The sequence below is a fragment of the Flavobacterium sp. genome, assembly GCF_965277525.1.
GTDB lineage: Bacteria > Bacteroidota > Bacteroidia > Flavobacteriales > Flavobacteriaceae > Flavobacterium.
Genome location: NZ_CBDIDC010000002.1, coordinates 310,817 through 324,738, shown reverse-complemented (window position 1 = coordinate 324,738; position 13,922 = coordinate 310,817). Strand labels below are relative to the sequence as shown.

Here is a 13,922-nt window from a genome sequence, read left to right as displayed (position 1 = left end):
CGGGATTCACAACAAAAACAGAAAAAACTAATAAAAAACTAGTATTGATTCCATTATAGTGTATGTTAACTCTCCTTTTGTAGTTTTCTGGAGCTTCCAAAAGTAATTTCCTTGGCTTTTATTAATTCTCATTATGAGTCGGAAAGTAAGGTATATTTTAATTTATATTATTCCATACCAATGATTATAAACTCACTTCGTCTGTTTAACTGATGTTCAGCTTCTGTACAAGTTACTCCATCAGAACAATTATTTACGAGCTGACTCTCACCATACCCCTTTCCGGTTAATCTATTGGCCTCAATCCCATTTTTAATTAACCATTGTACTGTCGACTTGGCTCTTCTATCTGATAAAGAAAGATTGTATTTGGCAGTTTGTCGACTGTCCGTATGCGAACGAACATCTATTTTCATCTTTGGATACTGTTTCATTACCATCAGTATTTTCTCCAATTCGAAAGCCGCATCTTTTCGAATATAGGATTTATCCAAATCAAAATAGATAATTGGAATATTGAGTGTTTTAGCCAGATCAGTTCCTATGCCTACTGTTTTGATTCTTTTTTCTAATGCTATTGTTATACTCGTTTCACCTGTTTGGTCTTTTATTATTATTGGAATTTCTTTAGTTTCATAATCCTGTCTCGAGGCTCTTACATGGTAGGTTGCGTTACACTTTACTTTAAAGGTATAATTTCCGTCTGCTTCTGTTATAACTTCATCTATGATTCTAAATTCTTCATCGAGAAGAATTACTTTTGCATTATCAAGTATTTTATTGGTTTCCTGGTCAACAACTTTTCCTTTCAATTTTTGTTCACATAGTAGTTTTCTTGTTTCTGTGAGCTTGTAAATATCATCGTTTCCTATACCGCCTTCTCTGTTCGAAGAAAAGAATCCGTTTCTAGTTTCGTTGTTGATGATAAAAGAAAAATCATCCTGCTTACTGTTTACTGGCTCTCCGATATTTTGCACTTCAGAAAAAGTACTATCATTATTAATTGTCGCAACAAATACATCTAATCCCCCTAGCCCTGGCTGCCCGTCACTGGCAAAATACAATTCGTTGTCTGCAGATACAAATGGAAAAGTTTCTCTTCCTTCAGTATTTATAGCCGCTCCTAAATTCTCCGGTTTGCCAAAGCTTCCGTCACTGTTAATACTTACACTATATAAATCTGATTGTCCCAGAGTTCCTGGCATATCTGATGCAAAATATAGTTTTTTTTCATCTAAACTTAAAGCTGGGTGAGCCGTACTATATTGATCGCTATTAAATGGCAATTCACTAATATTAATCCATTTTCCGTTTGAAAAATCTGCTTTGTACAGTTTTAGCAATGTGATTTTCTGATCGTCCTTTCCTCTTTTTCCGTCCAGATAGTTGTTTCTTGTAAAATACATTGTATTTCCATCTTTAGTAAAAACAGGCGTAGATTCATTGAATTTAGAATTGATTTTCTTTTCAAATCGCTCCGGTTTTCCTAATGTTCCATCAGCTTTTAATTCGGCTGAATATAGATTGGTAAAAGACTTGTTGGTCCATTTAAATGTTTTCTTAGCTATGCCTCCCGTATCTCTCGCTGATGCAAAAACGAGTTTATTGGTGTAAAAAGCACTTCCATAATCGGTTTGTGTAGAGTTAATTCCGGCATTGGCTATTTCGAATCTTCCCGAATTGGCTTTTATTTGTTCCAGGTAATTTTTATTATTTTCGAATAATACACCTCTTTTATCAGTCTTTATTTTTTTGTTGAAAGTCTCGAGAATTTTATCTGCTTTCATATAATCTCCTGTTGCTTTCAAGGTTTGTGCATAACGGTAATAATATTCTGGTTCTTGCTCAGCATTCATTTCAAAAAGGGCATCATACCATTTAGTTGCCTTGATTAATTCTCCATTAAAATAATAAGCGTTACCTAGTCTCTGGAACATTTTTTCATCCTTATATCCTTTTTCGGCAACTCTTTCGTAGGTTTCAATTGCATCAATATAAGCATATTGGTTATAATCTTTATCTGCTTTATTCTGACCTGCTTTTTGTGCACCTGCTTTTAGAACTACAAGTACTAAAATGGCGGAAAGTATATATTTAATTTTCATCTTTTCGAGGATTTAGAAGAATCTTGGTGAAGTTATTCGGTTGTAATTATTCAAAAATTCAAATCGTAGGAATATCTCATGAGAACCGGAATTATAATTATTTAATCTTGTCGTTTCACGATCATAAGCATAGCCAATGAATAAACCATCAGTCACCTGAAATCCCGCCATAGCACTTAATGCTGCGCTCCATCTGTAAGCTACTCCTAATGTAAATTTGTCATTATACATGAAGTTTGCAGAGAGATCAACCTGCAATGGTGCTCCTTCGACCATTTTAGTAAGTACTGCCGGTTTGAATTTAATATACGGATCTAAATCGAATACATAACCAGCTATAAGATAGTAATTGATCTTATTCTTAAAAATAACATAATCATTATCACTGTATCTTGTGGTTTCGATGAAATTAGGTACTGATAACCCGATATATGCTTTATCTGAATGCCAATATACTCCCGCTCCAATATTTGGTGAGAATTTATTATCCAAATCCTGAAACTGCGGATCGCCCTGATGTTCGGGATTCAATTTATTGATGTCCAGATTGAATAAGTTAGCTGTTCCCTTGATTCCGAAGGAAAGCTTAAAGGTTTCAGATGTTGGTACTGTATAAGATAAATCGGCAGAAAAAGTATTCTCATTAGTTGGCCCTATTTTATCGTTTACAAGTGAAACTCCTAATCCCAGATTACTATTATTTATTGGTGTATTTAACGAAAAACTGCTCGTTTCCGGCGCTCCGTCGAGTCCGACCCATTGCGTACGATACAAACCAAAAATACTCATGGCTCCTCTTGAACCTGTATATGCAGGGTTTATATTAATGGTATTGTACATATATTGCGTATACTGCGCGTCTTGTTGCGCAAATCCCGTAGCGGAAAAAAACATAAAAACTAAAACTAATTTTCTCATTTGTTTTTCTTTTATAATGGCTTAGTTTTTTACAACTAAGCCATTTTGTTTTAATTATTACTTAGTAAGGTATAAGTATCCTGCTTCTTGATGCGCGTTGGAATCAATGTCCTTGTACTTCAGAATATAATAATAGGTACCATCTGGTAATCCTTCCGATTTCTTCACTGTAGTACGGCCTTCTGATAATCCTCTAAAAGCGCGCTCTTCATTATTATAATTCTCACGTTGAAATACCAAAACTCCCCAACGATTGTAAATCTCAACGGTATTGTCTGGATAACATTCGATACCCTTAATATAAAATCTTTCATTTTTAAAGTCCCCATTTGCAGATATCGCATTGAAAACTTTTATTGTGCAGCCTGATAATGTCAAAACTGTTGGATTATCTCCTAGGTTGTCAGTATCATCAGAAGCATCCGTTACAATAATACCTAAAGAATTCTCTCCAGTTACAAAAGCCTGATTAGAAACTTTCTCTGCATTGATATCATTTTGTTTTATTGTATAAACTCCTTTAAAAGTGGTACTGTCACTTTCTCCCGGCGCCAAAGATATTGGACCTCCGGTTATAACAATTCCAGGAAGCGGATCTTTAATCGTAATATTTGTAAGCTTAACATTTCCTGTATTTGTAACAATAAAACTATAAGTAATGGTTTCGCCTGCTTCAGTATTACCGTTTTTATTTTCATCGTTAAACGCAGCTCTTTTAATGAGAGCAATTGCTGATTTTTGTGTTAAAGGAGTAACTGTACATTTTGGACAGCTTGGCATATAAAATATATCACCTGGTGTTAATGGTGATTCATCTTCGGAATCATTATCAATTCTTAACCCTGCAGGATCAAATCCGGTTACTAGCGCTAAATTATATACAGCACCCAGATCAATATCCGCTTGCGTAAGTGTATACCTTGCCGTGAAAGTTGTTGCATCAAAAGCTAAAGGATCGAGTGATGAAATTGGCCCACCTAAAACTGTAACCATAGGATCGGATACTGAAATGTCTTTAATCGTGACATTTCCAATATTTATTACTCTGAAGGCATAATTAATGTAGTCTCCTACACTTACAACACCATCATTATTCGCATCCTCATATATTCCTTTTTTCAATAATTTTAAACCAGGATTCTGAGATAACTTCGTAACAGTTGGATCGTTCTTCCCTGGTAATGTTGGATCATTGCTATCTGATAAATTAGATATTGGAATTCCAACAACTGGAAATGCCGTTACTAATGCCTGATTGTTTATAGATCCCGCATCTATATCTGCTTGTGTAATTACATAAATTGCGTTGAATGTTGTATCGTCTTTTGTACCAACATTTAATACCGCAAGTGGGCCGCCGGTTACAGTAACCATTGGATCAATTACAACAACATCTGTTAATTGCATTGTCCCTGTATTTACAACTGAAAAGTTATAGGTAATAGTTTCTCCTATTTGAGTAAAACCGTCCCCATTTACATCATTAAAAGTTGCTTTTTTGATAATTTCTATAGAAGGCACTTCTACTATAACATTTACTGTAGCTGTATCACAAATTAATGCATTGGCTGTCTGACAAATTGAATACGTTATAGGATAACTTCCTGGCGCTGTATTGGTATCAACTGTAATTGTTCCGTCAGCATTTAATGTTAATCCTGTTGGAAGCGGTACAGCAGTTGTTAATGTAACATCAGCTGGTGAAAATGGTAATCCATCCAAAGTATCATTAGCAAAAACACTTGGAGTCACACCGCCTGTTGTTCCGTTGATCGATACTGGTGTGTCGTTTGTGGCATCTATTGTAGAGACTACCACTGTTACTGTAGCTGTATCACAAATTAATGCATTGGCTGTCTGACAAATTGAATACGTTATAGGATAACTTCCAGGTGCTGTATTGGCATCAACTGTAATTGTTCCGTCAGCATTTAATGTTAATCCTATTGGAAGCGGTACAGCAGTTGTTAATGTAACATCAGCTGGTAAAAATGGTAATCCATCCAAAGTATCATTAGCAAAAACACTTGGAGTCACACCGCCTGTTGTTCCGTTGATCGATACTGGTGTGTCGTTTGTGGCATCTATTGTAGAGACTACCACTGTAACTGTAGCTGTATCACAAATTAATGCATTGGCTGTCTGACAAATTGAATACGTTATAGGATAACTTCCTGGCGCTGTATTGGCATCAACTGTAATTGTTCCGTCAGCATTTAATGTTAATCCTGTTGGAAGCGGTACAGCAGTTGTTAATGTAACATCAGCTGGTAAAAATGGTAATCCATCCAAAGTATCATTAGCAAAAACACTTGGAGTCACACCGCCTGTTGTTCCGTTGATCGATACTGGTGTATCGTTTGTGGCATCTATTGTAGAGACTACCACTGTAACTGTAGCTGTATCACAAATTAATGCATTGGCTGTCTGACAAATTGAATACGTTATAGGATAACTTCCAGGTGCTGTATTGGCATCAACTGTAATTGTTCCGTCAGCATTTAATGTTAATCCTATTGGAAGCGGTACAGCAGTTGTTAATGTAACATCAGCTGGTAAAAATGGTAATCCATCCAAAGTATCATTAGCAAAAACACTTGGAGTCACACCGCCTGTTGTTCCGTTGATCGATACTGGTGTGTCGTTTGTGGCATCTATTGTAGAGACTACCACTGTAACTGTAGCTGTATCACAAATTAATGCATTGGCTGTCTGACAAATTGAATACGTTATAGGATAACTTCCTGGCGCTGTATTGGCATCAACTGTAATTGTTCCGTCAGCATTTAATGTTAATCCTGTTGGAAGCGGTACAGCAGTTGTTAATGTAACATCAGCTGGTAAAAATGGTAATCCATCCAAAGTATCATTAGCAAAAACACTTGGAGTCACACCGCCTGTTGTTCCGTTGATCGATACTGGTGTATCGTTTGTGGCATCTATTGTAGAGACTACCACTGTAACTGTAGCTGTATCACAAATTAATGCATTGGCTGTCTGACAAATTGAATACGTTATAGGATAACTTCCTGGCGCTGTATTGGCATCAACTGTAATTGTTCCGTCAGCATTTAATGTTAATCCTGTTGGAAGCGGTACAGCAGTTGTTAATGTAACATCAGCTGGTAAAAATGGTAATCCATCCAAAGTATCATTAGCAAAAACACTTGGAGTCACACCGCCTGTTGTTCCGTTGATCGATACTGGTGTATCGTTTGTGGCATCTATTGTAGAGACTACCACTGTAACTGTAGCTGTATCACAAATTAATGCATTGGCTGTCTGACAAATTGAATACGTTATAGGATAACTTCCTGGCGCTGTATTGGCATCAACTGTAATTGTTCCGTTAGCATTTAATGTTAATCCTGTTGGAAGCGGTACAGCAGTTGTTAATGTAACATCAGCTGGTGAAAATGGTAATCCATCCAAAGTATCATTAGCAAAAACACTTGGAGTCACACCGCCTGTTGTTCCGTTGATCAATACTGGTGTATCGTTTGTGGCATCTATTGTAGAGACTACCACTGTAACTGTAGCTGTATCACAAATTAATGCATTGGCTGTCTGACAAATTGAATACGTTATAGGATAACTTCCAGACGCTGTATTGGCATCAACTGTAATTGTTCCGTCAGCATTTAATGTTAATCCTGTTGGAAGCGGTACAGCAGTTGTTAATGTAACATCAGCTGGTAAAAATGGTAATCCATCCAAAGTATCATTAGCAAAAACACTTGGAGTCACACCGCCTGTTGTTCCGTTGATCGATACTGGTGTATCGTTTGTGGCATCTATTGTAGAGACTACCACTGTAACTGTAGCTGTATCACAAATTAATGCATTGGCTGTCTGACAAATTGAATACGTTATAGGATAACTTCCTGGTGCTGTATTGGCATCAACTGTAATTGTTCCGTCAGCATTTAATGTTAATCCTGTTGGAAGCGGTACAGCAGTTGTTAATGTAACATCAGCTGGTAAAAATGGTAATCCATCCAAAGTATCATTAGCAAAAACACTTGGAGTCACACCGCCTGTTGTTCCGTTGATCAATATCGGTGTATCGTTTGTGGCATCTATTATAGAAACTACCACTGTAACTGTAGCTGTATCACAGTTTGTTGAATTCAATTTTTCACAAATTGTATACTCAAGATCGTAGCTTCCTACCGGTGTATTGGCATCAACTGTAATTGTTCCGTCAGCATTTAATGTTAATCCTGTTGGAAGTGGTACAGCAGTTGTTAATGTAACATCAGCTGGTAAAAATGGTAATCCATCCAAAGTATCATTAGCAAAAACACTTGGAGTCACACCGCCTGTTGTTCCGTTGATTACTGGCATTGTGTCATCGTTTGCACAAATTATATTATTAATTGGTAGTGGAGCACTTAATGCCGAAATACAACCTAAATCATTTTCAACTTTAAACTGGTAGGTTGTACCCGCAATAAGACCTTCTACAGTGGTAGTTGCACCAGAACCTATCAATCCTCCTAAACCTGGAGTTGCTGGTGTTGCAATTATTACCCAGTTACCTGATGGTAAACTATTCAATACAACATTTCCGGTTGCAGTAATACAATTAGGTTGAGTTACCAAACCTAAAGTTGGTATATCTGGAGCTGAATTAACCGTTAGAGTTACATCCGAAGAAATAACACAACCTGAAGCATAGGTAAGAGTTAATGTATATATTCCTGCATCACTAGGCTGAACATTGGATATCGATGGACTTTGCAAAGTAGACACAAAGCCATTTGGCCCCGTCCATCCGTGCGTAGCTCCTGTATCGGTAACTCCAACAAAAGACGCAGTGCCTCCTTGGCAAACGATTAAAGGGGTTGGTGTTGTAATTATAGGATTTATATTTACCCAATGATCTTCTACTTCACCGTCGATAGCAAATCCATCAGGAGGTAAATTATCTGTCGAAGAGAGTCGTATTCGTGTATAATAATTGTTGCCTGACTTGAGTCCTTCAATAGCTGAAAGCGATACCATAACATTTCCGTTTGTTCCTGCTGGCACTGTATAAGTCGCTATTTCATTTGCATTAAAAACACCATTACGATCGGCATCTATCCATAAACTTAAATAAGCAGGATTACTCGTTTCATTTTTAACTTTGATAGTAGCCTGACAAAGTGGCCAGGAAAAACTTTCAATAGCATCTTCATCAGCAAGCCCTGTTATATCATCTCCATTAGGAACTGTTCCAGCCGCAGCTGGTGTATAATTTGCTTCAGTGTCTATAAGTGTTCCTAGCAATAGTAAGGGATCAACAATAGTTCCTCTTTCCGAATCTAGAGTATTCGTAGCTGTAGACAGGATCATATTACCATCTAATAAAGCGCCACCAGTAGTAGTACTATTCACTATATGCACCGCCATACCATAACTATCAGGTGCATCGGAGAAATCTACATTTTCTATAAATCCAATAGCAAAATGTTGCCCCCCACCACCTTTTACAGCTACATCAATATAAGGTACATTTTCTGCTAGTAATAAAGCATCCCCCTTAGAATCACCAGAGCTTGCATTCGCAACCCTCACGACTGATCCATTTGAAGAAACTTGGAGTTGTGTACTCATATTGGACCAATTATCCATGTAGATATATTTATCCATATATCTAACAACTCCAGAAGGAGTAGTGATTTGGTAGTATTCGTTTGTACTTAATGTTTCCGTACCTGCTATTACAAAAGCTTCAATATTTCCAGCCGTCCCATTGGGATAGTTTGCAACAATCGTTATTCGAAAACTTGCTGTTTGTCCATTTGTTCCATTGTTTATACCTATAATATTACCTGCGCCGTTATTACCGCCAATATTTCCATATCCATATGGAAAATTATTTCCGAAATAACTATAGCTACTATTAGACATAGGAGATCCTACTAAATTAGAAACTGTTGCTGTATAAATAACCCCGGAAGGAGAAGTAAAAGACCGAATGGTTCCATCTGTAATGGCATCTCCAGATGATCCATTATTATCCAAATCCCAATTGAGCCAAAAAATGTTGTCTTTATATAAACCCGTCCCTGTAGTGGCCTTTCCTGCTTGAGCTTGTGTATCTAAAGTTGCTATCAATAAAAATAGCAAAAAAAGGAAATACTTGAATAATTCTGAAGTCGAAAATATTTTTTTGACCATAACTTTATTAATTAAATTAGTTCCTTAAAAATTTGTAAAAAATAAGAGGTTATTTTCTATAAAAAATGATTTTGAAATAACGATAATATGATTCAGGCATCGATAACTTTTTTATCAATAAGTAGGTAAAACAGAGCATATCCAATAAAGCAATTCTAACTAAATAGATTATATTAATTAACCCGTTTAAGTGAACAAAAAAACTCATTTTCATGTGCCACGATTCTGCCATAAAAGTAAAAGCAACAATATTTTTTAAATTATTCTATTTCCTGTAATTTATATCATTAAACAATAGTATTTAAAGATTTTACTAAAATGAAAGTTGCTTATATATCCACTCTCAAAAAAAATAATTCAATTGCCTAAATCCGTTCTATTAGTTGTTATGCCCTCTTCAAACAGACTATTCTATTTTGATCTCATATACAAATAGTAATTACAATAAAAGCAACTCTAGTTTTTAGTTTAACCAATTTTTTAGTTTTCTAAAAAAACTGGTTGATTAGAAAAAGTATCCTGCAATTAATTAAAACTGCAGGACACAGAGCAAATAACCATCTCCCAAAGTTACTTGCTATATAAGAATAAATAAAGATAAGATCAAGACTTCAGTTCTTCTATTTTTTAATTGATTTCAAAAACATGCTTACGTTACTTACTTGCAGTAGTTATATTTTTTTGGTTACTCGTTAATTGCTTTAAGCTTGCCTTTAATGAGTTTAGCTCTTCATCTATTTTAGATATTTTGTTTACCTGTATTTTTAGTCTCTCAATTTCATTTTGTTGTTAAATGTTGTTTTTAGAACTAACTATTTTACACAAGCAAAGAATTATAGAAATTATTACAATAATTTAATCTGCTCGTATGGCAAATAAATAATTTTCTCCATACGCTCCTAGAGATACTCCTGTTGTTGTACCAAAATTTCTAGAGTTTGCATCCCAAACATATAATCTTTTAGTTGTTGTACTTGTAACATCTACTCTTACAATTCCAGAACAAAACAGACCATAAGTAGTTGCACCTGCTGAACCATTTGATGTTTGAGTAAAGATATATCTATTGCCGTTAATAAAATCGAAACCTGTAGTTTCCGTCCCTGAAGTAGTACTAGTTGAAAAGGTTAGTCTTCCTGCGTACTTAGTATTAGCTGCCGTAGCTCCATTTACAAGAAATCCCATATATACAAACCATTTCCCTTGTGGTAAATCAATGTAACTATTCATATACTTGTCACCACCTGTTGCTGCTGTTCCAAAAGGAGTACTGGCAGCCGGAGTAACTCCAGTAACACTGCTTACTGTCACACTCTTCCAGGTTCCTACTCCATTAGCATCAGAGGTTAGTACTCTACCATCTTGCTGAGTCCCATCAACTATTTGGATAGCTCCGTTTACATTCCCGCTATTGATAGAGAGTTTTTTAGTTGGTGCTGTTGTTCCAATTCCTACATTTCCCAGTTGATAGATGTTTTGGGTATTAGTTGTTGCAGGACTAGTTGTTGCTACATTGTACCAAGGCTCTAATTTTAATGCAGTTGCCTGATTCAATGTTTGAACCCATTGAGCTCCATCATTGTAATAATAACCAGGTACTACCGCGGTTGCACCAGTTCCGGCAGTGGCGGTATTATAAACCGTCATTCCCGCAACATGAGCAGTTAATGGCGCAAATGATGTTGTGCTCGTCAATGCAATGCGTGGCATAAGTAACCCCTTTGAAGTGCCTTCTAGTTCCAATAAGGAGTTGGTATTTAAAGTCGTAGAATTATTGCCTATTTTCACTTGGGCAGAGAGGCTACTAACAAGGAGTAGGCTCCAAATTAATGAGCAAAATATTTTTTTCATAATTACAGATTTAAAAAAAGTCTTAATATTTAATTAGATGTTTTCCTGCGAATCAGTTTTTGTGCATCGGTTCTCATTGTATTGAGTTCCACATGAAGGGTATTTAAATTACAGGAACAATATTGCAAGTTTATATTTCATCATTTCCATAATCTCATTTTTTGTTAGAAGTAAAATTTTCATTAGTTTTACCGCACATAATTAAATAAAATCATCTACAAAAGAATTTAACAAGATTCATACTGCTTACATTTTTGAATTCATTGGTAGATGTTACGGATTATTATAAACCAATACTTGCATTTTTGTCAACATCGATTCTGTATCTCCATTATAACCACCATAGGTTAACGGAACATAATTAACTGTTGCATTACCAGCCCATGCTGTATATTGTACTTTAAATGTATACGTGCCAGCAGACAAACTCACAGACTTTAAGAAAGTGACAGGAACTGGCATATTCACTAAAGTTGTTCCTGAGCCAGAGCCTGGAAACGATCCAGCTTTAGAAGCATAAGCAGAAGAGATTTTAACTCCATTTTGCAGTAAAGAGAATACACCTTGCGTTGTACTTCCATTAAATTGTAAAGCATATCCTAAAATATTAAATAAAAATGTCTGTTGACGTCCTGCTGGTACTGTTAACGTTATGGTAACTCCGGGCACATCCGCTGTATCACCTGTATTAACTGTTACTGCGGTAGTACCTTGCACATAATTAGTAGAAGCAATAGTTCCACTTACCGTATTAAAATTTTGCCATGAAGGGGCTACTCCTGATCCAGCAGACATAAGGATCTGTCCTGTAGTCCCTGCGCTTCCCGCCGTAGAAGCATTTCCTCCTACATTAAGTTCTTTGGTAACCTGTAAATCACCTACTACATGCAATGTTTTTTGAGGCGTTACTGTTCCAATCCCAACATTACCATTAGGTATTATCGTCATGCGTTTTAAATAACTACCTCCACTACTGTACAAAATATCGAAGTTGCTGTCAACTGTACCGGTACCGTTTTGTGTGGAACCGATACCCCATGTAGCTCCGCCCCCATTGTACGAATTAAAACCTATAAAAGCCGTATTACCAGTCGCTACAGGCGAAGTATTTCGGATTCTCAGTAGTGCATCCTCAGATACACCATTGTTTTTTGCCACATCCAATAATACTCCTGGGGCAGGCGTGCCAATTCCTACATTTCCCAGTTGATAGATGTTTTGAGTATTACTTGTTGCAGGACTAGTTGTTGCTACATTGTACCAAGGCTCTAATTTTAATGCAGTTGCCTGATTCAATGTTTGAACCCATTGAGCTCCATCATTGTAATAATAACCAGGTACTACCGCGGTTGCACCAGTTCCGGCAGTGGCGGTATTATAAACCGTCATTCCCGCAACATGAGCAGTTAATGGCGCAAATGAAGATGTACTAGTCAGAGAAACTCTGGGCATAAGCAACCCTTTCGAAGCGCTTTCGAGCTCCAGTACTGAGTTGGAATTTATGCTCGTTGGGTTGCTGCCCACTTTAATCTGGGCAGTTGTACTGCTTATAGTACCCAAGATAACTGCAATTAATGCAAATGTTTTTTTCATAGCTTATAGATTAAAAAAAAGTTCTTACTATTTAATTAGATGTTTTATTACTAATCAGTTTTTGTACATCGGTTGTCCATCACTGACAAATAATACTGATAACTATCGAAATGTTCTTTGTCTACTTTTAGTTCTGTTTTTTGATCCTGGGCGTTTGCCCTCACATTGTATTACCATTAATAATGCGATGTAGCATTTTACAAATCTATACCTATCACTTTTTTGTTAGGTTAAACCATTATTAAAAATAATGCGGACTGATATTACGTTCTGCTCTTTTCTTATTAAATAAGAAGAAACCAATTGATATCTCATGTGAGCCTTTTTGATAATTGTCTAATTGGCTGGTTGTAAAATCATAGACATATCCAATTCGAAGGCGTTCGGTAACATAAAAACCTGCCATAATACTTACAGCATCTTTTTCCTCAAGCCCAATTTGAAGATTGTCTTTATTCCATAATTTTATTGCGGAGCGATAAGAACCTCCTACCCAAAACCGATCAGCCCATAATAATAAAAGATTGTTATCAACATTAGTTGGGCCTTTAAGATCATCTTTAAACATAATCGAAGGCTGAAGCTTAAAATCTTCAGATAATGTGAATATATATCCAGCTGTTAAATAGTAATGTGGGACTTTTTTGGTAACCAGATAGTCATAGTTGTTTTTACCTGCAAATGCATTATCGTAAATATTACTTGGAAAAATATCCATAGCAGAGAATCCTGCATAAAATTTAGGTGTATAATAATAAACTCCAACATTTGCATTAGGTTTTATTGTGCTTACTCTTCCTTCAGGAAGATTTGGATCTCCTTGATCTGTAGGAGATAATCGGTTCCCGTCTATAGAATATTGATTCAACCCCACACCTAAACCAAGTGATAGTCGTCTATCATCTTCTGAGTTTAGTCTTATTCGATACGCATACGAAGCATAAAAAGAGACGATGTCTTGTGGGCCTACTCTATCCCAGGTAATCTGTGCACCTAGCCCTACTGTTTTATTTCCAAGCAAATTAGCCAAACCATCAACTGCCACTGTTCCCGTTTCGGGAGCCCCAGGAAAACTAACCCATTGTTTTCTATAGGTTGAATTAACATAAATATCTTCTTTATATCCAGCATAAGCCGGATTTACACTTAGACCATTAAAGACATACTGGCTAAACCGTATATCTTGCTGCGCAATAGCCATTTGGCTCGAAGCTGTTAACCATATTAATAGTAAACATAACTTTAATTGCATTAAACTGTCTTTTGTCATAATATATGATTTTTTTA

6 protein-coding genes are annotated in these 13,922 nt (G+C 36.2%); all 6 read right to left on the bottom strand.

Annotation, left to right across the window (positions count from 1 at the left end; genetic code table 11):
• Positions 1–167: 167 nt before the first annotated feature.
• Positions 168–2,105: an OmpA family protein gene (locus ACQY44_RS03540; protein WP_428229035.1), complete on the bottom strand. Its 1,938-nt coding sequence runs from the start codon at positions 2,103–2,105 to the stop codon at positions 168–170.
• Between the two features lie 12 nt (positions 2,106–2,117).
• A complete protein-coding gene (locus ACQY44_RS03535) occupies positions 2,118–3,023 on the bottom strand; it encodes a PorP/SprF family type IX secretion system membrane protein (RefSeq protein ID WP_428229034.1) in 906 nt (301 codons plus the stop codon).
• 57 nt (positions 3,024–3,080) lie between these two features.
• Complete coding sequence (locus tag ACQY44_RS03530) at positions 3,081–9,191, bottom strand: DUF7507 domain-containing protein (RefSeq protein WP_428229033.1); 6,111 nt, start codon at positions 9,189–9,191, stop codon at positions 3,081–3,083.
• Positions 9,192–10,046: 855 nt separating this feature from the next.
• Positions 10,047–10,901: a hypothetical protein gene (locus tag ACQY44_RS03525; RefSeq protein ID WP_428229032.1), complete on the bottom strand. Its 855-nt coding sequence runs from the start codon at positions 10,899–10,901 to the stop codon at positions 10,047–10,049.
• Positions 10,902–11,315: 414 nt separating this feature from the next.
• Positions 11,316–12,635, bottom strand: a complete 1,320-nt coding sequence (locus tag ACQY44_RS03520; RefSeq protein WP_428229031.1) for a hypothetical protein — start codon at positions 12,633–12,635, stop codon at positions 11,316–11,318.
• A gap of 241 nt (positions 12,636–12,876) precedes the next feature.
• The gene (locus ACQY44_RS03515) at positions 12,877–13,905 is read right to left on the bottom strand and encodes a PorP/SprF family type IX secretion system membrane protein (RefSeq protein ID WP_428229030.1); all 1,029 of its coding nucleotides are present in this window, start codon (positions 13,903–13,905) and stop codon (positions 12,877–12,879) included.
• Positions 13,906–13,922 lie beyond the last annotated feature (17 nt).